Below are 25,757 nucleotides of genomic sequence, written 5' to 3'. Positions count from 1 at the left end.
TGGTGAATAATGAGTCAATTCGTTCATATGCAGGTTAACTAAGGTAGTTTGTCCAATGCAGTTAAAATTTTCTTCAAAAGACGTGAAAATCATTAACAAGACCCCGTTGCACCAAGGTTTTTTCAAAACCACCTTGTATCGGCTTCAGCATAAGCTATTTGCTGGCGGCTGGAGTGCTGAGATCGAGCGCGAGGTGATGGACCGTGGTCACGCTGTGGTGGTGTTACCTTACGATGTGGAGCGCGACCAAATTGTCATGTTGGAGCAATTTCGGGTGGGTGCGATTGCCACCAGCGACACGCCATGGTTGATCGAGTTGGTAGCGGGCATGACCGAAGAGGGCGAAGCGGTCGAAGAGGTTGCACGCCGAGAATTAGACGAAGAAGCCGGATTAACCGCGCAGCACCTTGAATTCGCGTTAAGCTATTTGTCGAGCCCAGGCGGCTTAACTGAACGTATTCATATTTATTTAGCCAAAGTCGATGCCAGTTCTGCCAGTGATTTTGGCGGTCTTGCCAGCGAACACGAAGACATACGCGTGCAAGCATTACCTAGAGCAGAGGTGATGGCGCTGCTGGATGATGGTAAAATTGATAATGCGGCGACCGTCATCGCGTTGCAATACTTAGCCTTGCACCGGGATGCTATTATGACGCGATGGCAGCAAGCGACAATCGCACCTTAACAGATCGAATACATGAGACCTTTTTAAGTTCCATGGGGGGTTATGCAGTTTCAGCAACGACGCAAGAAGTACGTGCCTGATTTACGCGAGATGCAAAGCTTGGCTGAGCGCAATTATGCGGCGGCTATTGGTTTGCTGCCCGCGCAATATGAAGTGGGTCAAACACGACAGGTATCGATACACGATAGCTTAACCTTTGAACTGAAGGTGCTAACCGATGCGCCGTATACCACTGATATTCAAGTCGAACAGCAGCAGTCACGTGCATTACTACAAACTCGCTTCGTTATGCGCTTGTACCATGACATGCAGTTGGCGGAGATTATTTCCAGTCAAGGTTTGGAACGTTTTGCTGCGAGTTATGAGCAGCCTAACCCGCATATGCATCAGCGCGATGAGCGTCGGCAAATCAACCATTTTCTTGCCGATTGGCTTAAGCTTTGCTTTCAACGTGGACGCTGGCATGATGTATCTATAGCGACACACCACTCAGGCCTCCAATTTCAGGTAAAAAGATAACAATGACAGACTATAAAGCGGATGCTATTGAGGTTCTAAACGGCCTCGAACCGGTACGTCGACGCCCCGGTATGTACACTGACACGACTCGGCCTAACCATCTTGCCCAAGAGGTCATCGATAACAGTGTCGATGAAGCCTTAGCAGGACACGCTAAGGCCATCAAAGTCATTCTCCATGCGGACCAATCTATTGAGGTTGTCGATGATGGTCGCGGTATGCCGGTTGATATTCACCCCGAAGAAAAATTGCCCGGGGTTGAGTTGATCATGACGAAATTGCATGCGGGCGGTAAGTTTTCCAATAAAAACTATCAGTTTTCCGGTGGCTTACATGGTGTGGGTATCTCTGTAGTTAATGCATTGTCGCTGCGTGTTGAAGTCAGCGTGAAGCGCGACGGCGAAGTTTACCAGATGGCATTTGAACATGGTGACAAAGTCTCGGACCTCGAAGTCACGGGGACTGTAGGCAAGCGCAACACAGGCACCACGATTCGCTTTTGGCCAGACCCCAAGTATTTTGATTCGCCAAAATTTTCAGTGCGTGCGCTCACCTACCAACTACGCGCCAAAGCGGTATTGTGCCCAGGCTTGAGTATCACCTTCGTCGATAAAGCGCAAAATCAAGAGCAAACTTGGTTGTACGAAGGGGGTCTACAGGACTATCTGGTCGAGGCCGTCGATGGTTATGAGCGCTTACCGCATATTCCTTTTATCGGTGACTTTAGTGCCAAAGAAGAAGCGGCAGAATGGGCGGTTACCTGGTTGCCAGAAGGCGGCGAGGGCATTCATGAAAGCTATGTGAACTTGATCCCAACCGCTCAAGGTGGCACCCATGTCAACGGATTGCGCCAAGGTATGTTGGAAGCGTTGCGCGAGTTCTGTGAGTTTCGTAATTTGCTGCCGCGCGGCGTCAAGTTAACCCCTGAAGATATTTGGGAGCGTTGCAGCTTTATTTTATCGATCAAAATGGCAGATCCGCAGTTTTCCGGGCAAACCAAAGAACGCCTGTCGTCACGCCAAACCGCGGCATTCGTCAGTGGCGTGGTAAAAGACGCATTTAGTTTATGGTTGAATGAGCATACCGACCAAGCGGAGCAATTGGCTGAACTATGCATTAGCCACGCGCAAAAGCGTATGCGGGCAAGTAAGAAAGTAGTACGTAAACGCGTGACGCAAGGCCCTGCGTTGCCAGGCAAGTTAACCGATTGCGCCACGTCCGACCCAAGCCGTAGTGAATTATTTCTGGTTGAGGGTGATTCTGCAGGCGGCTCAACTAAGCAAGCTCGCGATCGTGATTTTCAAGCGGTCATGCCGCTGCGCGGTAAAATTCTTAATGCTTGGGAAGTTGAGTCCGACCAGGTTTTAGCGTCACAGGAAATTCATAACATTACGATTGCGTTGGGGGTTGACCCAGGGGCAGCTGATTTATCGCAATTGCGCTACGGTAAAGTCTGCATTCTTGCGGATGCTGATTCTGACGGTCTGCATATCGCCACCTTGCTGTGCGCATTGTTTATGAAGCACTTTAGACCGTTGGTGGAAGCGGGGCATGTGTATGTGGCAATGCCGCCCCTATATCGTATCGATGTCGGCAAAGAGGTGTTCTACGCCTTAGATGAATCGGAAAAGCAAGGTATTCTGGATCGCATCGAGGCGGAAAAGAAGCGCGGCAAAGTGAACGTGCAGCGCTTTAAAGGCTTGGGTGAAATGAACCCTATTCAGTTGCGCGAAACCACGATGGACCCTAACACTCGCCGTTTAGTCCAGCTTACGGTGAACGATATCGAACAAACCGATGCGCTGATGGATATGCTGTTAGCGAAAAAACGTTCAGGTGACCGCAAGACCTGGCTTGAGTCCAAAGGCAACTTGGTGGAGTTAGCATAAATTATGACCACGATGCTTGATAGCAACGAACAAATCGAACTGCATCGATTTACCGAAGACGCATACTTAAATTATTCCATGTACGTCATTATGGACCGCGCATTGCCACATATTGGCGATGGCTTAAAGCCGGTGCAGCGGCGCATTGTGTATGCGATGTCTGAGCTTGGTCTTTCGGCTTTGGCAAAGTATAAGAAATCAGCACGTACGGTTGGTGACGTGTTAGGTAAATTCCACCCCCACGGTGATTCCGCCTGCTACGAAGCGATGGTGCTGATGGCACAGCCGTTTTCGTACCGGTATCCGTTGATAGACGGGCAGGGCAACTGGGGCTCACCGGACGATCCCAAGTCATTTGCAGCAATGCGATACACCGAATCGCGGCTTTCGCGCTTTAGTGAAGTATTGCTCTCGGAGCTTGGCCAGGGAACCTCAGACTGGGTGCCCAACTTTGACGGCACGATGCAAGAGCCGAAGGTGTTACCTGCACGCTTGCCACATATTTTGCTAAATGGCGTGACTGGTATCGCCGTTGGTATGGCGACGGATATTCCGCCGCACAATGCCCGTGAGCTGGCAAACGCCTGTGCATTACTGCTGGACAAGCCGAACGCTGATTTAGCCGACATCATGACATTGGTGCAGGGGCCTGATTACCCCACTGATGCGGAAATTATTAGCCCGCAAAGTGATATTGAACAGATTTACCGCAGCGGTAAAGGCTCAATCAGAATGCGCGCACGTTATGCGGTAGAAGACGGTGAGATCGTAATCGATGCCTTACCACATCAAGCCTCAGGCGCCCGCATTTTAGAGCAAATTGCCCAGCAAATGACGGCGAAAAAGCTGCCTCTAGTGGCGGATTTACGCGATGAGTCAGACCACGAAAACCCAACGCGTCTAGTGGTAGTGCCGCGCTCCAACCGAGTCGATACCACGCAATTGATGGCGCATTTGTTTGCCACCACGGATCTGGAAAAGAGCTATCGCGTTAACTTGAATATGCTTGGCTTGGATGGCCGACCGCAGGTCAAGTCGCTGCTGACTATTTTGAACGAATGGCTGGTGTATCGCTTGCAAACCGTGACCCGGCGTTTGCAGTATCGGTTGGACAAAGTTGAAGCACGGCTGCATATTTTGCAGGGCTTGTTGATTGCGTTTCTGAATATCGATGAAGTGATCGAGATTATTCGCACCGAAGAAAAGCCCAAGCAAGAACTGATGGCGCGCTTTGGTTTAACCGACACCCAAGCTGAAGCTATTCTAGAGTTGAAGTTGCGCCATTTAGCTAAATTGGAAGAGCAAAAGCTGCGTGGCGAGCAAGATGAATTGGCCAAAGAACGTGACCAACTGACAACATTGCTTGGTTCAGAGCGCCGTTTAAAGACTTTAATCAAGAAAGAGCTATTAGCCGACGCTGAAAAATACGGCGACGATCGCCGCTCGCCGTTGGTGGAACGCAAAGAGGCCAAGGCGCTGACTGAACGCGAGTTGACGCCATCTGAAGCCGTTACCGTGGTGGTATCGAAGAAAGGCTGGGTGCGCGCAGCCAAAGGCCATGACGTCGACGGTGCGACATTGTCGTACAAGTCCGGCGATGACTACTTAGCCAGCGCGAGAGGGCGCAGCAATCAGCCTGTGGTGTTTATCGATTCATCGGGGCGCTGTTTTACCTGTGAAGCACATACTTTACCGTCCGCTCGAACCCATGGTGAACCGCTGACCGGACGTTTTTCCTTAGTCAGCGGGGAGGTGATAGAGCAAGTACTAATGGGCCGCGAAGAGCAGCAGTACTTGGTGGCGTCTGATGCAGGCTATGGGTTTGTGACCCGCTTTAGCGACATGCAAAGTAAGGTCAAAAATGGTAAAGCATTACTGACCCTGCCAAGTGCCGCGAAAGTATTAGCGCCTGTGGTGGTCAGCGACATAGAAACTGACCAGGTGGCGGTTGTGTCTAACGAAGGCCGCTTACTGGTATTTGCGTTAAAAGACATGCCGCAACTGAGTAAGGGCAAGGGCAATAAAATGCTCAGTATTCCTGGCACTCGGGCGAAATTGCGCGAAGAGTACGTTAAAGCCATGACGGTTGTGCCTGCTGGAAGTGGCCTGACCATCGTGGCAGGTAAGCGCAAGTTGGTGCTCAAAAGCAGCGACTTAGAGCATTACCAGGGCGAACGCGGACGGCGTGGCAATAAGCTACCACGCGGGCTGCAGCGCGTTGATGCACTACAAGCCCAAGTGCTCAATGACGATCATTTAAGCGCAGATGACGAACAAGAAACCCAAGCATAAGCTTGGGTTTTTTCTAGCGTACACGTGTATACTGTACGCTTTTAAGATTGTCTGAGAGTGTTCATGTTAGCTGTAATCCGACTTATTATTCTTGCGGTATTTTTTGTCGTAGTAGGTGTGTTGGGGTGTTTGTTCTGCATTTTGCGACCGTTCCATCGTAATAACACGCCTTTATTTGCGCATATATTCGGCAGTATGCACCGCCTGTTCGGCCTACGTTTAATTATTCGTAAACCAGAAGACTTTGACCACCAGGGCCCTTACGTTTACATCGCTAACCACCAAAACAGCTATGATATTTTTACCATGAGTCGCTCATTGCCATTAGGCACCGTGACGATTGGTAAAAAGAGCCTCAAATGGATTCCGTTCTTTGGCCAATTGTATTGGCTGGCAGGCAATATTCTGATCGACCGCAAGAACAAAGGGCGCGCCTACGGCACTATTGGCACCGCCGCTGAGGCAATTAAAAAGCGCAAGTTATCAATTTGGATGTTCCCCGAAGGCACCCGCAATTACGGCCGAGGTCTGCTACCGTTCAAAACCGGCGCATTTCATACAGCATTGCAAGCTGAAGTGCCTGTCGTTCCAGTATGTATGTCAACCACGCACAATCAAGTGAGTTTGAATCGCTGGCGCAATGGCACGGTTATTATTGAATTTTTGCCTCCGATTGAGACCGCAGGATTAAAAAAAGAGGGTGCGCGTGAACTTATGCAGTCCGCACATGCGCAAATGAATGCTAAGATAGCGCAAATTGACGCTGAAGTAGCGTCGCTTGATCATGATTTAACGCGTAAAGCATAGGAGACACAGCAATGTCCGAGTCTGAATTCCCGGTACTGGATAGTGAACAAGCATGCCGGGCTTTTACCCGCGAAACCTTAGCGGAGCTGAAAGAGGTCGGCGCGGAGATGGACGAGCCTCATTTAATCGAACATCACCTTTACAGTGATGATTTCGATAATCTAGAGAAGGCTGTCGTTGAGCTTGCCAAGCTAGGTTATGAAGTTGAAGACGCCGATGAAGTAGAAATGGAAGATGGCAGCACCGGTTTTTGTTGCGATATTATGGCGGAAAGCGCGTTAACTCAAGACGAATTGAATGTGCAAACCGACCTAATTATTGCATTGGCGATTAAATACGAGCTTGAGTACGACGGGTGGGGGACTTACTTACCTGAACTCGACGCTGAAGACGATGACGATTACGACAATGAGGGCACGGTGCACTAACTAGCCGCTGCGTCCGCTGCATATAAAAAGGCCGCTTAACGTTACCCGTTAAGCGGCTTTTTTCATGCCTTATATAGTCGATTGCTGACTCTACAATGCCGCAATTTTTGCCCGTTGCTGGGTTAATGTCGTCAGTGCTTCTTCTTGCTCGGCAAGCTTAGCTCGTTCTTTATCAATTACCGCCGCTGGCGCTTTACTGACAAAGCTTTCATTGCTGAGCTTACCCTCTACGCGCTGGATTTCGCCACGTGCTTTGTCTATCGCTTTATCTAAGCGTGCAAGCTCCGCGTCTTTATCAATTAACCCTGCCATCGGAATATGCAGCTCTAACTTACCGACCAATGCAGTCGCTGACGCTGGGCCTTCTTCATCGGCGGCCAAGAACTCGATACTTTCAAGCTTGGCGAGCGCTTTTAAGAAAGTTGCATTATCAGTTAAGCGACGCTCAGCAGTCTCGTCAGCGTGCTTAATGAGTAGTGCTAAGGCTTTGTTTGGCGAAATATCCATTTCACCACGAATGTTGCGAATGCCCACGATGACTTCTTTCAGCCACTCTAAGTCGGCCAGCGCAGTTGGGTACTGTTGTTCTGTCACTAACGGGAATGGCTCCACCATAATGCTCTTACGCACTTGGGTGTCGATACCCGCAACAGGGGCGACACGCTGCCAGATTGCCTCAGTCATGTAAGGTAAAATTGGGTGCAGCATGCGTAATAACTTTTCTAGTGTCTGCACCAAAGTACGGCGTGTACCGCGTTGTTGCGCTGGGCTACCATTGAATAATACCGGCTTAGTCAGTTCAAGATACCAGTCACAGAACTGATTCCAAGTGAACTCATAGGCGATGCTGGCCGCTTGGTCAAAGCGGTATTGCTCAAGTGCTTTGCGAAAATCAGCGACGGCCTGATTGGTGCGCTCAATAATCCAACGGTCCGCTAATGACAGCTCAATTTCCGCGTCAGTATCGAGACCACAATCAAGGGTTTCGGTGTTCATCAGCACATAGCGGCTGGCATTCCATAACTTGTTACAGAAGTTGCGATAACCCTCTAAGCGCTTCATGTCCCAGTTGATGTCGCGGCCCGTTGATGCAAGCGCTGTCAGGGTAAAGCGCAACGCATCCGTTCCGTGAGGGGTAATGCCTTCCGGGAATTCTTTACGGGTGCGTTTAGCAATTTTGTCAGCTAATTTGCCCTGCATCATGTTGGCGGTGCGCTTAGCCACGAGTTCGTCAGCACTGATGCCGTCAATCATATCCAATGGGTCCAGCACGTTACCCTTCGACTTCGACATTTTATTGCCTTCTTCGTCGCGGATAAGACCGGTAACGTAGACTTTCTTGAAGGGCACCTGAGGTGTGCCATCCGGGTCTTTAATAAAGTGCATGGTCATCATGATCATGCGCGCAACCCAGAAGAAAATAATATCGAAACCAGTAACCAACACGTCAGTGGGGTGGAAGGTTTTCAAATCATCGGTGTTTTGCGGCCAGCCAAGGGTTGAGAAAGTCCACAGGGCGGATGAAAACCAGGTATCCAACACATCATCGTCTTGGCGCAATGTAACGCTGTCAGCTAACTGATGCTTGCTGCGTACTTCGGCTTCAGTGCGACCGACATAGACTTTGCCCTCGTCGTCGTACCACGCTGGAATGCGATGTCCCCACCACAATTGGCGCGAAATACACCAGTCCTGAATGTCACGCATCCAGGCAAAGTACATGTTTTCGTATTGCTTTGGCACAAACTCGATGCGGCCGTCTTCAACTGCTGCGGTTGCTTCTTTTGCCATCGGCGCCACACGCACGTACCACTGGTCAGTCAAAAATGGTTCGATGACCACGCCTGAACGGTCACCCATAGGAACTTTGTTGGTGTGGTTCTCGATGGCATGCAGCAAGCCTTTTTCTTCAAACGCCACGACAATTGCCTGGCGTGCGTCGAAACGGTCCATACCTGCGAATTCGCTTGGTAGCTGCGTGTCGGCATTGGCAATCACTTCACCCGTGCTGGTGTACACCTCAGCTTCGGCTAAAATCTGGGCATCGGCATTGAGCACGTTAATCATTGGCATGCCATGCTTTTTACCCACTTCATAGTCATTAAAGTCGTGGGCTGGGGTAATTTTGACGCAACCAGTGCCGAATTCTGGATCTACATAGTCGTCGGCGATAATTGGAATGCGGCGACCCACCAGTGGCAAGGTAATAAACTTACCGTGCAAATCTTTATAGCGCGCATCATCTGGATGCACCGCAACGCAGACGTCACCCAACATGGTTTCAGGGCGGGTGGTGGCGACGATTAAGTAGCCGTTGCCTTCAGCGGTGGTCTGGCCGTCCGCTAGTGGATAACGTAGGTGCCATAACTTGCCCTGAGCGTCGATGTTTTCAACCTCTAGGTCAGAAATCGCCGTTTTAAGCTTAGGGTCCCAGTTAACCAGGCGCTTGCCACGGTAAATCAGGTCGTCTTCAAATAAGCGCACAAAGACTTCTTGCACAGCATCCGACAAGCCGTCGTCCATGGTAAAGCGCTCGCGATCCCAATCTACCGAGTCACCTAAACGGCGCATCTGTTGGGTAATGGTGCCACCGGACTGCTCTTTCCATTGCCAAATTTTATCAATAAAGGCATCGCGACCAAGCTCGTGACGCGTCGGGCCACCTTCATTGGCGAGTTTACGTTCCACTACCATTTGGGTAGCAATACCCGCATGATCAGAACCCACTTGCCAGAGGGCGTTGTAGCCGTCCATGCGCTTGTAGCGGGTTAAAATGTCCATGATAGTGTGTTGAAACGCATGCCCCATATGCAACGAGCCGGTGACATTGGGGGGCGGGATCATGATGCAGTAAGCATCGCCTTGACCGCTCGGTTTAAAATAACCAGCAGTTTCCCATGTCTGATACATTGATTCTTCAATGGCTTGTGGGGAATACGTCTTGTCCATAATGTCCTTCGTTATCTAGTTACGGGTCAATTCGGCATGCGCCGTGTGTGGTTGTAAACCAAATTGACGATATTGCTTAAAACGTTCGCGAGCAGCGGCGCGCTGGGTGGTTTCGACCGGCACTACATCGACCACCCGTTGTGCTCTTGCTGCCACACTGGGCGCTTGCGTGGCCAAGTTAATGACCACTTGGCGCATGGCTGCGTTGGCCTGTTGTGGCCAACTGATTTCAACCGGGCTGCCTTGGCCGCCTTCACCACTTAAGTGATGGGGCACGAATGCATCGACAGGAAGCTGCCACAGCAGCTCGTCCAGCGCCTCAGCTTGTGCTTGATCTTCTGCCATCACCAGCACGCGCTGACCTTGGCGGAAGAAGTGACTTACCTGCTGGCAAATAAACGGTAGCAATTGTGCATCGCCAATATCATCCAGCAGGTAAAACGTCGCTGTTGCCATACTTATTCGCCAGCCACTTCACCAGCGCGGCTCAATAAAAACTGGGTCAACAGTGGCACAGGGCGCCCAGTTGAACCTTTATTTTTACCACCTTGCCAAGCGGTGCCAGCGATGTCCATGTGCGCCCATTGGTACTTCTTGGTAAAGCGCGATAAGAAACATGCGGCAGTAATAGTACCGGCTGGGCGGCCACCTAAGTTGGTCATGTCCGCGAACGGGCTGTCCAGCATGTCTTGGTACTCGTCCCACAGCGGCATACGCCAAGCGCGGTCACTACTTTGCTCACCCGCGTTAATCAATTCATGGGCAAGCGGATTATGCGTACTTAACACCGCACTCGCGTGAGCGCCCAAAGCGATAACACAAGCACCAGTTAAGGTCGCCAGGTCAACCACCACGTCTGGGTTAAAGCGCTCTACATAGGTCAGCGCGTCGCACAGGACTAAACGACCTTCGGCGTCCGTATTCAGCACCTCAACCGTTTGTCCAGACATTGTGGTCAATACATCACCAGGGCGATAGGCTTTACCATCCGGCATGTTTTCACACCCGGCTAGAACACCGATGACGTTGATAGGCAATTGCAGCTCCGCCAGTGACTGCATGGCACCTAGCACACCCGCGGCGCCGCCCATGTCATATTTCATTTCGTCCATCGCTTCTGACGGCTTAATTGAAATACCGCCAGAGTCGAAGGTTAAACCTTTACCGACCAGCACTATTGGTGCTTTGTCATCGCTCGCGCCGCGATAATGCATTAAGGTCATCATCGGTGGGTTGGCTGAGCCCTGTGATACCGCCAAGTAGGCATTCATACCTAACTCGGCCATAGCGTCGCGGTCTACTCGCTCAATATTTAAATTATCGTACTGCTCTGCGATTTGTTCTGCCTGTTCCGCTAACCATACCGGGGTACAAATATTGGGTGGCATGTTGGCTGCATCACGGCACAAGCTGACGCCTTTCGCTACCGCCAGACCATGCTTTACTGCACGCTCGCCTAAATTCAATTCACGGCGGCTTGGCACGTTAAATACCAATTTTCTAAGCGGTCGACGAGGCTCTTCTTTCTTGGTTTTCAGCTGGTTAAAGGTGTATAAACTGCTGTTGGCCGCTTCAACGGCTTGGCGAACCTTCCAATAGGTGTCGCGAGCTTTAACATGTAGCTCACTTAAAAAGCACACCGCTTCCATTGACCCTGTTTCGTTCAAGTTAGCAATGGTCTTGCTAATAATTTGCTTGTACTGGCGCTCGTCAAGCTCACGTTCTTTGCCGCAGCCGACTAAAAGCACGCGCTCGCTTAAAATATTTGGCACGTTGTGCAGCAGTAGCATTTGGCCCGCTTTGCCTTCAAGGTCGCCACGGCGCAGTAAGTTACTAATGTAGCCGTCGCTGACTTGATCAAGTTGTTCGGCAGCGGGAGACAGGCGGCGAGGTTCGAAAACACCGACTACAATACACGCGGAGCGTTGCTTTTCAGGGCTACCGCTTTTGACATTAAATTCCATGGTGACTCCCATTTCTGGTGAATTGCAAGCAAGCATGGCATTATACGCCTGCCCTGAGACAACTAGTTGCACATAAATGCAAAGCGAATCATGCTTAGTTGCTCATTGTATGTATGCTTGCAGGGCTAAATCTTATGAAAACAACAAGTTTACCTAAATATCTGCGTATTTCCAGCAAAACGCAAGGTTAAGAGAACTGATACGTGCGCATTTTTCGTTACTTAATTCGTGAAACATTCAAAGCACAGCTGGCCGTTTTCGTGGTCCTGATGACTATTTTTATCAGCCAGCAATTCGTCTCCGTGCTTACCGAAGCCTCAGAAGGCCAAGTGCCTGCGACTTTAATTTTGCAGGTGCTGGGCTTACAACTGCCCGCGCTCGCCGCGTTAATTTTACCTATCAGCTTGTTCCTCGGCATTTTAATGGCGCATGGGCGTATTTATGCTGACAACGAAATGGCGGTATTACATGCCTGTGGCGTGAGTGAATGGTATGTCACACGCGCCACGCTTGCCTTTGCCACTGTATTGGCGGCTATTACTGCGGTATTAACTATTTGGCTTGGCCCTTGGGCGATGAGCCAAGAGCATCAAATTGCCGAGCGTGCGCGCATGGAAGCGGGTTTAACCGCAGTGCAAACTGGGCGTTTTCAACAAGCCAGCAGCCAAAATGCGGTCATTTTTATTGAGCAACAAGCCGAAGGCGGGCGCCTTGAAGGGGTATTTGTCGCGCAGTTGCCAGAACGCTCAGAAGTCCGCGGTGAGCGCGCAAGTGTGGTTATGGCCCAATACGGTCAGGTTAGCTCCGATGGCAGTGGTGGGCAAACGCTGATTCTGGAAAATGGCCGTCGTTATTCACAGCATGTGACTGAACTTGACCATCAAGTGATGGAGTTTAGTCGCTATCAAATGCAAATTCGCGAACAGGAAATCGACCAAGAACGCCGCCGTTTAGAATCGATTCCAACTCTGGAACTGATGCAGCGCAGCGATTATGAAGCGCAGGCAGAGCTGCAATGGCGAATTGCTATTCCGCTGGCGATGCCGCTGCTGACCCTGATTGCCGTGCCACTGGCACGGGTTAACCCGCGTCAAGGCAAGTTCGCGCGCATGGGCCCAGCGCTGATGATCTACTTAGGCTATTTCTTAGTGTTGATGGCAGCGAAACGGGCTCTGGGCGACGGTGCGATTCCAGTCAGTGTTGGGCTATGGTGGATTCACGTGGCGCTGGCAATCTTTGGCTTTATTTTAGTATTTAAAGGGCGGCCCATGGGGCACAAAGCCCTTGCTAAGCTGCGAGGGCGCGGCTGATGATGTTTAGTATTTTAGACCGCTACATTGGCAAAACCATTCTAACCACCACAGGTTTGAGCCTTGGTGTACTCACTGGTTTGAGTGCGTTAATCCGGTTTGTTGAACAAGTACGCAGTATTGGCCGCGGCACCTATGACATGATGGACGTGCTGACCTTTGTGTTACTCAGCATGCCTCGTGACATCGAGCAGTTCTTCCCGATGGCAACCTTGCTCGGTGGCCTTATCGGCATGGGCATGCTGGCGAGCAACAGTGAACTGGTGGTGATGATGGCCGCAGGGCGCTCGCGCCTTAATATTGTTGCCTCAGTGATGAAGTCAGCAATCCTAATGATGTTACTGATTACCGCACTCGGTGAGTGGGTGGCACCCCAGATGGAAGGGCAAGCCCGTCAATTGCGCGCCCAAGCCATCTCTGGGGGCAGCTTGATTAGTGGCCCGCAAGGCCAGTGGGCCCGTGACGGTAGCCAGTTTATTAATATTGGTGAAGTACAAGACACCGGTTTGCTACTGGATGTCACCATTTACCAGTTTTCGTCTGAGCGTGAGTTAGAGCGAGTGATTCGTGGCGAAAGCGCGCAGTTTGTTGACGATAGCTGGCGTGTGCGTGATGTGCGTTACACCGAAATGGGCACTGAGGCACTACAAAATTATCGTTTAGCGAGCTGGGTGTGGCGCTCAGGCCTGACGCCTGAAAAGCTCGGTGTGTTGACCGTGCGGCCAGAATCACTACCGATTACCGGCTTGCAAAGTTACATCAGTTACTTACGCAGTAATAATCAAGATGCCAGCCGCTACGAGTTGGCGTTATGGCGCAAGATACTGGCACCACTGACGGTCGCTGTCATGCTGTTGGTGGCGTTGTCGTTTATATTTGGGCCACTACGTTCAGTGACGATGGGGGCTCGGATCTTGCTTGGGGTGATTACCGGCTTTGTCTTTCATATGGCGAACCAGGTGTTTGGCCCGATTGCACAGGTATACCATTTACCGCCGGTGGCAGGGGCAATACTACCGAGTATTATTTTTGCAGCCGCCGCAATTTATATGATGCAGCGGCAGAAAACCTAGCCCATTTAGCGCAAATAGGCTGGCTTATTTGCGCTTTTTCCAGGTAATCGAGCGATTCGCTTCAACACTTAACAGCACCACTTCGCACTTTGCGGCGCGGTCTTGCCATGCCAGGTTATCGCGACTGAACAGCACACCAAGGTTGCTAAGCCCAAGTACTGCGGTGAGAAAGCGGATGCTGGCTTGACGCCAGGACAGGGTAGAGCCGTCGTGGTTTTGTACTCTAAGGCGCCAGGCGCGCATCCCCAAGGTTTGACCACCGCGCACCCAAAACCCACCATAAAACCACAGCAAAACCGCAATCAGGTAAATGCGATACAGCCAATTATTCTCAAGTACAGAGGCATGGTCAGCGCCCTCAGCCAAAGTCAGCAATCCGATTGCGTTTAAACCCGCTACCAAAGCTAAGGCGATACCCGCTGCAAACATGAGTACCGCGACGACAACTAACGAGTCGTAGACAATAGCGCCGATGCGGCGAAAAAAGCCTGCACGCGGAAAGTTTGCGAAGTCATAGGGCGCACTGGGCTGGGTGCCAGTGTTAGGTGATGGTGTGGTGGCCATATTCATACTCTTATCAAACCATGATGGAATAGATGCGCATCTTAGCATGGAATTTCCAGCCCAGCGGCGCACACAGTGCCAAAACCAACTAAGTTGCTTAAAGCTTAAGCATACGCACTGAATTTATCATTTTGTGCTTGCTTCAATAAAAGTGAAATGTATAATGCAAACCGCTTGAGGGGCAAAACCTTCAAGTAGCCTCCTAAGTTTCAACCTGAAACATTGCCTGGGTGGCGAAATTGGTAGACGCAGCGGATTCAAAATCCGCCGGGGTTAAACCCGTGACGGTTCGAGTCCGTCCCCAGGCACCATCATCTCAACGACTCTCAACGACTCTCAACGACTCTCAATAAACTTTCTCAAACATTATATTTACGCCTTCGCGCTTGCTCGGCTATTGATGCGATCATGCCATGCTTTCAAGTGGGCATGTCGCGGTTGGATGCGAATATCGACCACTTTGGCAAACTGCACGGTCACGTAGGCGTTGATATCAGCAATTGTGAAACGGTCGGCACAGATAAATTCGTGCTGCTCTAAGTGGTTATCGAGAAAATCAAAAAACGCCCAGACCTTGCTGGCGCAGTCTTTGCCAAAGTCTGGAAAGGTGTTCATATGGGCTTTGAAGTAACCACTGCAATGTTGAAAGCACGCGCCCAGCGGCACCATAAACTCAAAGTCTATCCAGCGTAGCCATTGTTCAACTAGCGCCTTTTCTTGCGCATCGTTGCCCATTAAATTGGGAGCTTGAGTAAAGGTGTCTTCCATGTAGCGGCAAATTGCATTGGTTTCCGCAATACAGCTGCCGTTATCAAGTTCCAGTACAGGCACGCGGTAAAACGGATTCTTTTGAGCAAACTCGGGTGTACGATGTTCACCTTTAGCCAAATCTAATTCGACTCGCGTTACCTTATCAAGCAGGGATTTTTCGGCCAGGAACATGCGCACGCGACGCGGGTTTGGCGCAATCGCCATTTCATACAGCAGCATAAGCCCTCACTAATTGTTAGCCAATCTATTGTATTGAATCATGCTACTAACTATGTCGCTAGGCAAGGTGCAGGCAGCATGTACCATGTTACTATGTGCCAAACTGACACGCGAAAACCCGCAGCGCAACAACTGAACGGCGATTACACCCACTATGATTTATATCACTCACCCGGATTTTTACCTGATTGCTAAGCCATCAGGAACAAATATGCACCAAGAAGGCGAGGCCATTGGGTTGGTCACTCAAGTGGAAGCATTGGTGGGTGAGAAGTTATTTCCTGTGCATCGGTTAGATAAAGACACCAGCGGGTTAGTGATTCTGGCGCGGCACGCTGAGGCGGCGGCTATTTTTGGGCGCTTGTTCGAGCAGCGCGAGATAGACAAGTTCTATGTTGCAGTGGCAGGTAATAAGCCAGCCAAGAAGCAAGGTGCGATTCAAGGCGATATGGAAAAGGCAAGGGGTGGAAGTTGGCGCCTTACGAAGTCACAGCAAGCGCCGGCCAAGACTTGGTTTTTTAGTTTTGGCACCGGGCAGGGCACACGTCTATATGTGCTAAAGCCTCTAACGGGGCGCACCCATCAGATAAGGGTGGCGCTGAAAAGTATTGGTGTGCCAATTCTTGGCGATAGTCGTTACAAAGGAAAGCCTGCGCAGCGGCTGATGTTGCATGCGCTTGCGCTCGGTTTTACCTGGCGAGGGGAAAAGTTAAGCTATTTACTGCTGCCTGACAGTGACTTTTACCCACTCAACGATGAACTAACCGCGAAACTTAACCAGCCATGGGACCTTCCGTGGCCCCAAGCCAGCGTCTAAGTTACCGCGAAGTGTTGTTACTCGTCACGTTGGGCGATTTCTTCGCTATCGTCGTCCGAGCTTGATGTGACTGATGCAATGACTGCATCGACACCGTGCACGTAGCCTTGTGCGGTTTGGATATCCGGCATATTAACGCTGACGTGCTCGACCATGATCGCGCCATACAATGTACGCAAGCTAACAGTCTCGCCATTTAATGTGGTGACTTCCTGTGCGTCATCAGATAACGCATTGGTGTCGTACTCGCCTTCCACAATGTGATAACCGATAAACTCACGGTAGCCTTCTTCATCGTCTCCAGCTTGCCATGCTTCGAGTACATCGCTTGGAACACGCGAGAACGCTTCATCAAAAGGGGCGAACACGGTGTACGACTGCTCTGGGTCAAGCTCCTCTAGCAGCCCTGTTTGCTCAAGAGCCTGATGGAATTGACCGAAATAGGGTTGCTCTGCAAGTGCTTGGGCTAAGGTATAACCAGAGAAATCCGTTGGTTGATTCTCATCCATAGCTTCTTGCGCTTGCTGCTCGGCGAGCTCTTCACGTGACTGTGTCTTTAACCATGGGCAAGTTTTTGATACGCAGCAAGCGTGTTTAGATGAACTTTACCTTCTTTAACAAAATGTGTTTAACGAGATGTGTTTAACAAAATAAATTGAAGGAAATGGAGATAAAGAAAAAGCGATGCCCAAGGCATCGCTTTTGTATCATCAAGACTGATTAAGTGGTTAAGTCACTATTCTGCGGCTTGGCGCCCGGTGCGGCTAGCATCCATTAGCACGGTGTCAATCGCGTGAATATAGCCATTTTCCGTTTCAATGTCTGCGTGGGTCACACTTGCAGTATTCACCGTGAAGCTTCCAAACGCATTGGCGACCCGAAGTTGCTCGCCTTGCATGGACGCATGTTCTTCACGTGCTTCGCCAATATCGTCCACGCTAACGCGCTCTTCTACGATGTGGTAGCTGAGGATTTCGCGTAATTGGTCACGGTTATCATCTTCCATCCACTGCTCCCAAGTGCCTTGTGGTAGGCGCTCGAAAGCTTCATTAGTGGGTGCGAATACCGTGTACGAATCACTATCATTCAATTTGTCTTTCATGTCAGCCTGCTCTAGGGCTTCGCTGAACTTAGAAAAACGGTCTTTTTCATTCAGTACTTCGACAATAGTTTTGTCGTCGTGCTTACTACCTTTTTCATAGCGACGTTGTTCGTCACCGCGCTGCTCACCCATGCGCTCTTGCTGCTGTTGCTGTTGCTGTTGCTGAGTTTGAGTGCGCTGCTCTTGCTGAGCCATCGCCCCAGCTGAGAAAGTTGCTGCGATCAGGGCGGCTAACGTTGTAGTTCCGAAAGTACGTAACATAACTTGTTCCTCCTGTGTCAAATTCACTTAAACCCTAGTCATGGAGGTTTAGCTTGCAGCGTCGTTTACGTATTCTTTACGACTTCACGCCCTAAATTATCAAGTGCCCGTATTAAGCATCGGCAGTACTTACTCGGTTTCGTCCCCCGTGCTTAGAGGCATACAGCGCTTGATCCGCAGCCTCTAACCATTGCGTATGGGTTTTGAATTGTGACGAAAAACTCGCCACCCCTAAACTCACCGTAATGAAAAAATCAATGTCTTCGTGTTGGAAAGGTGCTTTTGCGATGGACTCACGCAAGCGTTCAGCCAACTGACGAGCGTCGTCGAGCTCGGTGTGGGGTAACAAAATGGCAAATTCCTCGCCGCCGTAGCGCCCTGGCAAATCGGTTTCGCGTAAGCTTAACCTCAGAATATCAGCCATCCACTGCAGCACCAGATCACCCACATGGTGCCCGTGGGTGTCATTAATTTTCTTAAAGTAATCAATATCAAGCATTATTAGTGACGCATGCCCGGTGTAGCGTTGCAGGCGTGAAAACTCGGAGGCTAAACACTCTTCCCAGTGACCGCGGTTAAACAAGTCAGTCAAACGGTCAGTTTGGCTAAGCTCCTCAAGGCGGTGGTTGGCGCGCTCTAAGCTCATCCGTGACGTCACGATGTCCGTTACGTCGTACACTAAAATACAGACATGCGACACCTCACCGTCGGTACCGATTAACGGTGTCAGGGTTAAGTTTTGAAACATCCACGGTGCTTGGCTGGTAAGTGGGCGCACACTTTTGAATTTAAAAATATGTGGGCGCTGTTCCCAGGTAGAGTATGCGCGGCTTTTTAATTCGAACACCGCACGAATTTTGCGTTCCAGCCAAGCTTTTGGCAGCTCTGGAAATAATTCAAATAGATTGCGCTGGCGCGCCGTAGCGACACGAACACCACTATGGTTTTCCATAAAGCTATTCCAAAGCTCAATCTTGCCCGCTTTATTTAGCACTATCAGGCCGACTTCAATGGTTTGAAGCATTTGCGCCATCCAGTGCATGCTATGCGATTGGGTAGGGTTCTCAGTAGCCACAAAACATTCCTATAGTAAGCCTGCGCGGCTGCGCAGTTCGTCGATAGAGTCTTCGGTAAATACAATAATCAGATCGCATTCGACGCCATGCTCGGGTATGGCGTAGTTCACTTCAACGGCTAATACCTGCTGTTTATTGGCATTGCCTCTGAGCAAACGCTGTGCGCTTAGTTTGCGCCCAAGCATCACCGGGTGTGAGTAACTAAGCTGCAAATCGAGCTGATTGGCAATATTCTGCAGGCAGGCTCCAGTAATGACTGAGGACAAATCCATCAGCACTTCCAAGTCACTTACCTTGCGTAAGCCTTGATCATATTTAAATAAATTAAATAAGCGCGAGAAGCTTTGTTCGTCGATTAATAAAATCGCTTCGCCGGTAATTTGATTGCCCGTAAACCCTTCCGTGACGCCACTTAACGAGGCATAGCGGTGCGCCGCAATCTGTTGCGGTAGTTGTGCAAATTCAAGGGTGCGAACCTTAGGCACAGGCAATTCTACAAAGGTATCTAGCATGCGACTTAAGCGCGACCCCGCCTCACCCATGGCGATATTCACCACTTCCTGCATCATCTCATGCAATTCCACATGAATGCCATCAAAGCGATGCAGCTCGTCTTCACTTTGCGCAAGCGGGGTTTCGACCACACCGTAACGCTGTAGAATTTCGGAAATTTTTTCAGCATTGGCGGGCTTACGAATAAAATCCATGGCTCCAAGTGCTTTCACGCGTTCATAAGCCGGTTGCTGAATGTCGCCTGACACCACAATCACCATGGTTGGTAAATCGTCGCGGCGAATGGCTTCAAGTACTTCATAGCCGTCCATTTCAGGCATGTTGAGGTCAAGAAATAAAATATCACCTTGACCTGCTTTGACGGCAGCTACCGCTTCAATTCCATTGCTGGCAAAACTAATGGCAACGTCCCAATCGCCAGGCAGCGAGCGAGCCATCTGCTTGCGTGCCATTGCGGAATCATCGCAAATTAAAACAGGTAAAGTCATAGCGCCTCAAATGTCATACAGCTTGCATATAAGAACCCACCGCTGGGATATATTGCCATGCGGTGGGTTTTTAGAACGTGGGTTGGTTAAATAATACTTTGAATCGCTCCAAAGCGTTCAATTGTTTATCCCGCTTGTTGTGTTGCTATCCAGTTGCGCACTTGACGCTCTAAAATTGGTAATGGCATCGCACCGCCACCTAACACGGTGTCATGGAACCCGCGGATATCAAAATTATCGCCTAATGCATCTTCAGCCTCAGCGCGTAGTTCCTGAATTTTAATCATCCCAATTTTGTAAGATGTTGCTTGTCCTGGCATCACCAAATAGCGCTGCACTTCCGAGCGCACCGCGCCCTCAGGAATAGGTGAGTGCTCCTGGAAGAAGGCAACCGCTTGTTCTTCGGTCCAGTCTTTAGCATGTAAACCGGTGTCAACGACTAAGCGAATCGCGCGCCACATTTCGGTCACTAAACGACCAAAGTCACTATAGGGGTCTTCGTAGCCGCCCATTTCTTTCGCTAATAGTTCGGAATACAGCGCCCAGCCTTCACTGTACACGGTAAAGCGTGCTTGAGTGCGAAACTGAGGAACGTCGTCCAGCTCTTGCGCGATTGAAATTTGCATATGATGGCCCGGGTTACCCTCGTGGTAGGCAATCGCTTCCATCTCATTCTTAGCCATTGAACGCATATCGCTTAAGTGGGCGTAATAGACGCCAGGCCGTGAGCCATCTGGCGAACCTGGATAATAATGTTGTGGCGCACCATCTTGTTCACGGAATGGCTCCACTCGGCGTACCACCAGGTCGGCTTTAGGTAAACGGCCGAAGAAGTCAGGGAGGCGGTCAGCGATGGCATCCAAATATTCGCGCGACTGCTCAAGGTACATCTCTGCACCTTCATCATTGTTAGGGAAGAAGAATTGCTCATCCGTACGAATGAATTCGAAAAACGCTTGTAAGTCGCCCTCAAAGCCAACTTGCTGACGAATTTCATTCATCTCCTCAGTGATACGCGCAACTTCGTCTAAGCCTATTTGATGAATTTCAGCGGCGCTAAGGTCCGTCGTGGTAGAGACCTTTAGCATATACTCGTAAAAGTCATTACCGTTTTCGTGCCTGCTTATACCGACAGTATTCTGCTCGGTGTTTTCAAGATCAGATTCCAGCCAGCTGATTAAGCCTTGATATGCTGGTTTAAATGCTTCAACTAGCGCAGCTTCGAGCTCGCTGATTAACTCGTTTTTAGCTTCTTCGTTAATCTCATCATTGTCATACAAGCTTTCAATCTTACTAACCCCGTCTGCATAAATAGGCGATGCATCGCCATCGTCGAACGGTGCTCCGGTGATTAACGCTTGAGACTGCCGCAGCACGTGCTGGTAGGCAAAACGCGGTGGACGGATGTCATTTTCGGCACGTGACTGCGCTTGCTCGGTCAAGGTTTGAATGGCTTGGCCGATACCTCGGATGCGAGAGTTATAGGCTTGCATGTCTGACTCGCTGTCGACACCATGATAGGCAAGAAGTAGCTGGGGCAGGCTCGAGTGCGCGCCACGCATCTGGTCAAACACATAGCCTGCTTGTAAAAAGTCTTGGCCCTCGCGCGCAAGCTCGTATTGGAACATCCAGATGTCGTATGAAATTTGTGCGTCGGCGTCTAATAAATCGTAGTCAAATTCATTTTGTAACTGTTCAACTGTGCTTTCAAGCCACGCAAACTGCTGGCGTTGGGCATCCAGTGATACGTCGTCAATTTCACCGTAACGATCTTTGCGGCCAAGCATGGTCATGCGTAATGGACTGTTTTGCAGCTGCGCTTCAAATTGTTCATCAAACCACTGATTTAGACGCGCAGTTTCAGCAGCTACTTGGTCAGCATGGGCCTGCTCACTCGTATCCTGACTGGAATAGCTCTGACTACTGTCAGCACGTTGGCGTTCTTCGCTAGTTTGGTCGGCTGGCGCGCTTGCGTCCGAACAGGCAGTAGCAGTTAGGCTTAAAAGGCCAGCGATGGTAAGTGCAAGTATACTTTTTTGCATGCAAACTCCGGGTTGTTGGGGCCTCAGTGCACCGTCCTTGCGGGGTACTTAAGCGTCGTGCTTAAGCGCAGCACTTAAACGCAGCAATTAATCGCTGTCGCACTTGAGGCGTATCATTGTTATTTAAGGTTGCGGTCAGTGATTCTTAACAACATAGCATGATGATGCAGCCACTGTTATACTCAACTGTATATAAGATACACAGATAAAAGCCATTGTTTTACAAACATTATAGTAACATTTCACAGCCGTAACAGGCTGGCAAGTAGGAAAAGAATATATATATGACAGATGACCAAGGGTCTTCACCGATTCAATACGAAGTTTCCATTCCGTCACGCGAAGCTTTGTTAGCTGCCGTCGAGGCGCAGAGTAAGCCCTTACCTTACGACGATATCGTGCGCCAGTTTAAACTCGACGACGAACGTCAACAAATCGCCGTTAAACGCCGCTTACGCGCAATGGAGCGCGACGGCCAATTGGTATACACCAAAGCCAATGCCTATGGCTTGCCAGAGCGTATGGACCTGGTAAAAGGCCGCGTAATAGGCCACCGTGACGGCTTTGGGTTTTTGCAAGTTGAAGGCGGCGGCAAAGACTTATTTTTACCCCATCACCAAATGCAGTTAGTTCTGCATGGCGACATTGTGCTGGCCAAAGAAGGCGGCACAGATTTCAAAGGCCGCACCGAAGCACGGATTGTGCGTGTAGTCGAAGCAGGCAATCAGGATATCGTTGGGCGTTTTTTCGTTGAACAAGGCGTCAGTGTCGTGGTGCCGGACGATACCCGTATCACCCAAGATATTTTAATTCCGCCTGAAATGACGCACGGCGCACGACACGGGCAAATGGTGGTGGCCAAAGTAGTTTCACGTCCAAGCCGACGCAGCAGTCCAGTTGGCGAAGTCAGTGAAATCCTTGGCGAGCACATGGCGCCAGGCATGGAAATTCAAATTGCTATTCGTGAACATGGCATCCCATACGAGTGGTCCGCCGAGGTACAAGCCGAGGTTGGAACCATTGCTGAGGAAGTCACTGACAGTGATAAGCAGGGCCGCGTTGATTTAACCGCGATGCCACTGGTGACCATTGACGGCGAAGACGCACGTGATTTTGACGATGCAGTCTATTGTGAACCGGAAGGTAACGGCTTTCGTTTGTGGGTCGCTATCGCTGATGTAAGCCATTATGTGCGTCCTAAATCAGCACTGGATAACGAAGCGCACACACGCGGTACATCGGTTTACTTCCCTGACAATGTCGTGCCGATGTTGCCAGAAAAGCTGTCGAACGGTTTATGCTCACTAAACCCCCATGTCGATCGGTTATGCATGGTGGCGGAAATGAGTATTGATGCGCGTGGGCAACTGCAAAAGTACCGTTTTTACCCAGCGGTGATGAACTCAAAAGCGCGCTTAACCTATACCAAAGTGCATAAAATGCTTAGCGGCGACCCGCAGTTGCGCGAGCAATACGCACAGCAATTGCCGCATATTGAGCATTTAAAGGCGTTATATGACGTACTTAAAAAGGCGCGCGCAAAACGTGGTGCAATAGAGTTCGAAACCACGGAAACGCGATTTGTGTTCAACGCCCAGCGCAAAATTGAGCAAATTGTGCCACTGCATCGCAACGTCGCACATATGATCATCGAAGAATGCATGATTATGGCCAATGTGGCCGCCGCGCGGTATGTGCAAGACAACCAAGGGTTGGCATTGTACCGCGTGCATGAAACGCCGGACGACGAGCGTTTAGAAGGGTTTCGTGCATTCTTGAGTGAACTTGGTTTGAGCTTAGGGGGTGGCGATGAGCCGCAACCCAAAGACTTCACTAAATTGTTGCAGCAGGTAGCTGAACGGCCGGACCACGAGCTAATTCAAACCTTATTACTGCGCTCGTTAAAACAAGCAATCTATACGCCTGACAACGAAGGCCATTTTGGTTTAGCTCTTGATGAATACGCCCATTTCACATCACCAATTCGACGCTATCCGGATTTGCTGTTGCACCGGGAAATTAAGTACCAGCTGAAGCAAAGCAAACAAAAATTAGCTGGGCTGGAAGGTGCGTTTCATTACGGTGAAACCCACATGCAAGAATTGGGTGCGCATTGTTCCAGCACAGAACGTCGGGCGGATGATGCAACCCGACAAGTCGATGAGTGGCTCAAGTGTGAATATATGCAAGACCATGTCGGTGCTGAATTTGACGGTGTCATTTCGACGGTGACAAATTTCGGTTTCTTTGTGCGCTTAAGTGAACTGATGATTGACGGCTTGGTGCATATTTCAGGCTTAGCCAATGAGTATTATCATTTCGATGCGCAACGTCATTTATTAATTGGCGAGCATTCTCGGCGTGTATTCCGCATTGGCGATAACCTGCGCGTTAAGGTCAAAAGTGTCAACTTAGACGAGCGCAAAATTGATTTTGATATCGTTGATATTGAGAACGCGGGGCGCATTGAAGACCGCCGTCAGGCTAAGAAAATCACTGATTCGATTGCGGCTGGCGCGGCGAACAAGCAAGGCTCGCGCTCAGGTCAAGCCAAAGGTAAGGGCAAAGGAGCGCCAAAAGGTGCACCGAGAGCTGATAAAAGCGGGCAGGGCAAAGAGACTGGCAAAAAAAAGCCGAGCGCAAAAGCGAAAGCTAAAGCCAAGGCTAGACCGAGTAAAGGCAATCGTGCGCGTAAAGCGAAGCAAGCAGCAAAAACTAAACGTAAGTGAATTTAAATGAGTAAAAAAGATATTGTGCATGGTATCCATGCGGTGACCTCGATTGTGCAGCATAATCCTGAGCGTTTGATTGAATTGTTCGTGCTGCAAGGGCGTCGCGACCATGCGCTTGATACGATTCTACAGCAAGCCCGTAAAGCTGGAGTGCGAGCCCAAGAATGTCAACGAAAGACCTTAGATCAAAAGGCTCAGGGTGAGAACCACCAAGGTGTGATTGCGATTGTCACGCCGCCAAAGCATTATCAAGAGAATGATTTGCCAGGGCTATATGAAAAGGCAGGGCGCCAAGCGTGCTTTTTGGTGCTTGATAACGTCACTGACCCACATAACCTTGGTGCCTGTCTGCGTACAGCCGATGCGGCTGGTGTGACAGCAGTCATTGTTCCCAAAGACAAGTCAGCTAAAATCAGCAGTGTGGTAAGCAAAGTAGCTTCGGGCGCTGCTGAAACTATGCCACTGGTGGTAGTGACTAATTTGGCGCGCACCTTACGCGAACTTCAACAGTTAGGCGTGTGGGTGATTGGAACCGCGGGTGAAGCCACGCAGACTCTGTACGCGGTTGACCTTAAGGGGCCTGTAGCGCTGGTGATGGGGGCCGAGGGCAGTGGCATGCGCCGTCTAACCCGTGAGCACTGCGACGAACTGATTGCAATTCCTTTGGCGGGTACGGTTAGCAGCTTGAATGTGTCAGTAGCCGCGGGTGTGTGTCTGTTTGAGGTCGTTAGACAGCGGCAAGGCGCCTGACGGTGACGCCTATGCTAAAGCATAATCTGGCGATTCCTATCATTGCGGTTTTAGCTGTGCTAGCGCTACTTACCTTGGCGTGGTTGCCCGCCCAAACGGGCAACGTGCAGCAGCGTCCTTGGGTTGACCTTGAGCTCAGTTTCGATGCCAGCAACAGGCATTTGCAACCCTTGGCAACCGACTTGCGCTATCGTATGAATACGCACCATACATATCGCTTACTCAACGAAAACTCGCAAGTACCACAGGGCCACACGATTCATGTTATACGCATTGAACTCAGTCAACAGGACGACATGCTGTGGCTGCGAGCCAACGCGGCCGGGCAGGCTATTGAGGTCAATGGCCCAATAAGCGCTGCGTCGAGTCTGTCGAGTAAATTGTTCAGTTTAATTAATCAAACCTTAGCGCAAGCCTAATGCTTGCGCTAGCTGCCTAAATCCCGTACAATTCGCCGGCTTAAATCAGCCAACCAACAATTATTTAAGTTCCTTGCCTCTATGTCA

22 protein-coding genes and 1 tRNA gene are annotated in these 25,757 nt (G+C 50.2%); 13 read left to right on the top strand and 10 right to left on the bottom strand.

Annotated features, from left to right (window positions below; translation table 11 throughout):
• Positions 1 to 55 precede the first annotated feature (55 nt).
• The 6 genes from nudF (at position 56) to rraB (ending at position 6,620) form a co-directional block, all read left to right on the top strand.
• Positions 56 to 685: an ADP-ribose diphosphatase gene (gene nudF / locus CWE07_RS11700; protein WP_111569976.1), complete on the top strand. Its 630-nt coding sequence runs from the start codon at positions 56 to 58 to the stop codon at positions 683 to 685.
• A 42-nt stretch (positions 686 to 727) separates the two neighbouring features.
• Entirely contained in the window at positions 728 to 1,204 is a 477-nt protein-coding gene (locus CWE07_RS11695) for a DUF1249 domain-containing protein (RefSeq protein ID WP_111569977.1), read from the top strand.
• A 2-nt stretch (positions 1,205 to 1,206) separates the two neighbouring features.
• On the top strand, positions 1,207 to 3,093 hold the full coding sequence (parE, locus tag CWE07_RS11690) for a DNA topoisomerase IV subunit B (protein ID WP_111569978.1): 1,887 nt from the start codon (positions 1,207 to 1,209) through the stop codon (positions 3,091 to 3,093).
• A gap of 3 nt (positions 3,094 to 3,096) precedes the next feature.
• Complete coding sequence (parC, locus tag CWE07_RS11685; RefSeq protein WP_111569979.1) at positions 3,097 to 5,385, top strand: DNA topoisomerase IV subunit A; 2,289 nt, start codon at positions 3,097 to 3,099, stop codon at positions 5,383 to 5,385.
• 63 nt (positions 5,386 to 5,448) lie between these two features.
• Positions 5,449 to 6,192, top strand: a complete 744-nt coding sequence (locus CWE07_RS11680; protein WP_111569980.1) for a 1-acylglycerol-3-phosphate O-acyltransferase — start codon at positions 5,449 to 5,451, stop codon at positions 6,190 to 6,192.
• Between the two features lie 11 nt (positions 6,193 to 6,203).
• Complete coding sequence (gene rraB / locus CWE07_RS11675; protein WP_111569981.1) at positions 6,204 to 6,620, top strand: ribonuclease E inhibitor RraB; 417 nt, start codon at positions 6,204 to 6,206, stop codon at positions 6,618 to 6,620.
• Positions 6,621 to 6,710: 90 nt separating this feature from the next.
• Here rraB and CWE07_RS11670 read toward each other — a convergent pair whose 3' ends face one another.
• The 3 genes from CWE07_RS11670 to pepA are packed head-to-tail and all read right to left on the bottom strand — an operon-like array spanning position 6,711 to position 11,533.
• Positions 6,711 to 9,569: a valine--tRNA ligase gene (locus CWE07_RS11670; protein ID WP_111569982.1), complete on the bottom strand. Its 2,859-nt coding sequence runs from the start codon at positions 9,567 to 9,569 to the stop codon at positions 6,711 to 6,713.
• Positions 9,570 to 9,584: 15 nt separating this feature from the next.
• Positions 9,585 to 10,025 carry a DNA polymerase III subunit chi gene (locus CWE07_RS11665; protein WP_111569983.1) on the bottom strand — a complete coding sequence of 147 codons (441 nt, stop codon included), beginning with the start codon at positions 10,023 to 10,025 and terminating at the stop codon, positions 9,585 to 9,587.
• Positions 10,026 to 10,027: 2 nt separating this feature from the next.
• Entirely contained in the window at positions 10,028 to 11,533 is a 1,506-nt protein-coding gene (gene pepA, locus CWE07_RS11660) for a leucyl aminopeptidase (protein WP_111569984.1), read from the bottom strand.
• A 203-nt stretch (positions 11,534 to 11,736) separates the two neighbouring features.
• Here pepA and lptF point away from each other — a divergent pair, with 203 nt between their 5' ends.
• Positions 11,737 to 12,843: an LPS export ABC transporter permease LptF gene (gene lptF, locus CWE07_RS11655; protein ID WP_111569985.1), complete on the top strand. Its 1,107-nt coding sequence runs from the start codon at positions 11,737 to 11,739 to the stop codon at positions 12,841 to 12,843.
• 2 nt (positions 12,844 to 12,845) lie between these two features.
• Positions 12,846 to 13,916 carry an LPS export ABC transporter permease LptG gene (gene lptG / locus CWE07_RS11650; protein ID WP_111570034.1) on the top strand — a complete coding sequence of 357 codons (1,071 nt, stop codon included), beginning with the start codon at positions 12,846 to 12,848 and terminating at the stop codon, positions 13,914 to 13,916.
• A gap of 24 nt (positions 13,917 to 13,940) precedes the next feature.
• Here the strand turns inward: lptG and CWE07_RS11645 are convergent, their stop codons facing one another.
• Positions 13,941 to 14,480: an RDD family protein gene (locus CWE07_RS11645; RefSeq protein ID WP_111570035.1), complete on the bottom strand. Its 540-nt coding sequence runs from the start codon at positions 14,478 to 14,480 to the stop codon at positions 13,941 to 13,943.
• A 224-nt stretch (positions 14,481 to 14,704) separates the two neighbouring features.
• On the opposite strand from CWE07_RS11645, the gene CWE07_RS11640 reads away from it, so the two are divergent.
• Positions 14,705 to 14,791, top strand: a tRNA-Leu gene (locus CWE07_RS11640).
• Positions 14,792 to 14,852: 61 nt separating this feature from the next.
• Here CWE07_RS11640 and CWE07_RS11635 read toward each other — a convergent pair.
• Entirely contained in the window at positions 14,853 to 15,470 is a 618-nt protein-coding gene (locus CWE07_RS11635) for a glutathione S-transferase family protein (protein ID WP_111569986.1), read from the bottom strand.
• Positions 15,471 to 15,624: 154 nt separating this feature from the next.
• On the opposite strand from CWE07_RS11635, the gene CWE07_RS11630 reads away from it, so the two are divergent.
• Positions 15,625 to 16,287 carry a pseudouridine synthase gene (locus CWE07_RS11630; RefSeq protein ID WP_111569987.1) on the top strand — a complete coding sequence of 221 codons (663 nt, stop codon included), beginning with the start codon at positions 15,625 to 15,627 and terminating at the stop codon, positions 16,285 to 16,287.
• Between the two features lie 17 nt (positions 16,288 to 16,304).
• Here CWE07_RS11630 and CWE07_RS11625 read toward each other — a convergent pair whose 3' ends face one another.
• The 5 genes from CWE07_RS11625 to CWE07_RS11605 all read right to left on the bottom strand — a co-directional run bounded on the left by CWE07_RS11625 (position 16,305) and on the right by CWE07_RS11605 (position 21,769).
• Complete coding sequence (locus CWE07_RS11625; protein WP_111569988.1) at positions 16,305 to 16,796, bottom strand: fasciclin domain-containing protein; 492 nt, start codon at positions 16,794 to 16,796, stop codon at positions 16,305 to 16,307.
• A 227-nt stretch (positions 16,797 to 17,023) separates the two neighbouring features.
• Complete coding sequence (locus CWE07_RS11620; protein WP_111569989.1) at positions 17,024 to 17,650, bottom strand: fasciclin domain-containing protein; 627 nt, start codon at positions 17,648 to 17,650, stop codon at positions 17,024 to 17,026.
• 112 nt (positions 17,651 to 17,762) lie between these two features.
• Positions 17,763 to 18,725, bottom strand: coding sequence for a GGDEF domain-containing protein (locus CWE07_RS11615; protein WP_338067878.1), 963 nt, complete (start codon positions 18,723 to 18,725; stop codon positions 17,763 to 17,765).
• Positions 18,726 to 18,734: 9 nt separating this feature from the next.
• Positions 18,735 to 19,727, bottom strand: coding sequence for a response regulator (locus tag CWE07_RS11610; protein ID WP_111569990.1), 993 nt, complete (start codon positions 19,725 to 19,727; stop codon positions 18,735 to 18,737).
• Positions 19,728 to 19,852: 125 nt separating this feature from the next.
• Positions 19,853 to 21,769: a DUF885 domain-containing protein gene (locus CWE07_RS11605; protein ID WP_111569991.1), complete on the bottom strand. Its 1,917-nt coding sequence runs from the start codon at positions 21,767 to 21,769 to the stop codon at positions 19,853 to 19,855.
• 284 nt (positions 21,770 to 22,053) lie between these two features.
• On the opposite strand from CWE07_RS11605, the gene rnr reads away from it, so the two are divergent.
• From rnr to CWE07_RS11590, 3 genes are read left to right on the top strand one after another with little or no spacing between them, the layout of a single operon-like run.
• The gene (gene rnr / locus CWE07_RS11600) at positions 22,054 to 24,498 is read left to right on the top strand and encodes a ribonuclease R (protein WP_111569992.1); all 2,445 of its coding nucleotides are present in this window, start codon (positions 22,054 to 22,056) and stop codon (positions 24,496 to 24,498) included.
• 6 nt (positions 24,499 to 24,504) lie between these two features.
• Positions 24,505 to 25,251 (top strand): 23S rRNA (guanosine(2251)-2'-O)-methyltransferase RlmB, encoded by a 747-nt coding sequence (rlmB, locus tag CWE07_RS11595; RefSeq protein WP_111569993.1) that lies wholly within the window; start codon positions 24,505 to 24,507, stop codon positions 25,249 to 25,251.
• 11 nt (positions 25,252 to 25,262) lie between these two features.
• Positions 25,263 to 25,670, top strand: coding sequence for a hypothetical protein (locus tag CWE07_RS11590; protein ID WP_126819006.1), 408 nt, complete (start codon positions 25,263 to 25,265; stop codon positions 25,668 to 25,670).
• Positions 25,671 to 25,757: the final 87 nt, after the last annotated feature.

This window comes from Aliidiomarina maris, assembly GCF_003987335.1.
Taxonomy (GTDB): domain Bacteria; phylum Pseudomonadota; class Gammaproteobacteria; order Enterobacterales; family Alteromonadaceae; genus Aliidiomarina; species Aliidiomarina maris.
Note: the sequence above shows the minus strand (reverse complement) of the source record. Positions and strands in the feature narration are given on the sequence as shown.

What these genes read in the sequence shown, in the direction of transcription:
- nudF (WP_111569976.1), top strand. Translation starts at nt 56, where the DNA reads ATGCAGTTAAAATTTTCTTCAAAAGACGTGAAAATCATTAACAAGACC.
- CWE07_RS11695 (WP_111569977.1), top strand. Translation starts at nt 728, where the DNA reads ATGCAGTTTCAGCAACGACGCAAGAAGTACGTGCCTGATTTACGCGAG.
- parE (WP_111569978.1), top strand. Translation starts at nt 1,207, where the DNA reads ATGACAGACTATAAAGCGGATGCTATTGAGGTTCTAAACGGCCTCGAA.
- parC (WP_111569979.1), top strand. Translation starts at nt 3,097, where the DNA reads ATGACCACGATGCTTGATAGCAACGAACAAATCGAACTGCATCGATTT.
- CWE07_RS11680 (WP_111569980.1), top strand. Translation starts at nt 5,449, where the DNA reads ATGTTAGCTGTAATCCGACTTATTATTCTTGCGGTATTTTTTGTCGTA.
- rraB (WP_111569981.1), top strand. Translation starts at nt 6,204, where the DNA reads ATGTCCGAGTCTGAATTCCCGGTACTGGATAGTGAACAAGCATGCCGG.
- CWE07_RS11670 (WP_111569982.1), bottom strand. Translation starts at nt 9,569, where the DNA reads ATGGACAAGACGTATTCCCCACAAGCCATTGAAGAATCAATGTATCAG.
- CWE07_RS11665 (WP_111569983.1), bottom strand. Translation starts at nt 10,025, where the DNA reads ATGGCAACAGCGACGTTTTACCTGCTGGATGATATTGGCGATGCACAA.
- pepA (WP_111569984.1), bottom strand. Translation starts at nt 11,533, where the DNA reads ATGGAATTTAATGTCAAAAGCGGTAGCCCTGAAAAGCAACGCTCCGCG.
- lptG (WP_111570034.1), top strand. Translation starts at nt 12,846, where the DNA reads ATGTTTAGTATTTTAGACCGCTACATTGGCAAAACCATTCTAACCACC.
- CWE07_RS11645 (WP_111570035.1), bottom strand. Translation starts at nt 14,480, where the DNA reads ATGGCCACCACACCATCACCTAACACTGGCACCCAGCCCAGTGCGCCC.
- CWE07_RS11635 (WP_111569986.1), bottom strand. Translation starts at nt 15,470, where the DNA reads ATGCTGCTGTATGAAATGGCGATTGCGCCAAACCCGCGTCGCGTGCGC.
- CWE07_RS11630 (WP_111569987.1), top strand. Translation starts at nt 15,625, where the DNA reads ATGATTTATATCACTCACCCGGATTTTTACCTGATTGCTAAGCCATCA.
- CWE07_RS11625 (WP_111569988.1), bottom strand. Translation starts at nt 16,796, where the DNA reads ATGGATGAGAATCAACCAACGGATTTCTCTGGTTATACCTTAGCCCAA.
- CWE07_RS11620 (WP_111569989.1), bottom strand. Translation starts at nt 17,650, where the DNA reads ATGTTACGTACTTTCGGAACTACAACGTTAGCCGCCCTGATCGCAGCA.
- CWE07_RS11610 (WP_111569990.1), bottom strand. Translation starts at nt 19,727, where the DNA reads ATGACTTTACCTGTTTTAATTTGCGATGATTCCGCAATGGCACGCAAG.
- CWE07_RS11605 (WP_111569991.1), bottom strand. Translation starts at nt 21,769, where the DNA reads ATGCAAAAAAGTATACTTGCACTTACCATCGCTGGCCTTTTAAGCCTA.
- rnr (WP_111569992.1), top strand. Translation starts at nt 22,054, where the DNA reads ATGACAGATGACCAAGGGTCTTCACCGATTCAATACGAAGTTTCCATT.
- rlmB (WP_111569993.1), top strand. Translation starts at nt 24,505, where the DNA reads ATGAGTAAAAAAGATATTGTGCATGGTATCCATGCGGTGACCTCGATT.
- CWE07_RS11590 (WP_126819006.1), top strand. Translation starts at nt 25,263, where the DNA reads ATGCTAAAGCATAATCTGGCGATTCCTATCATTGCGGTTTTAGCTGTG.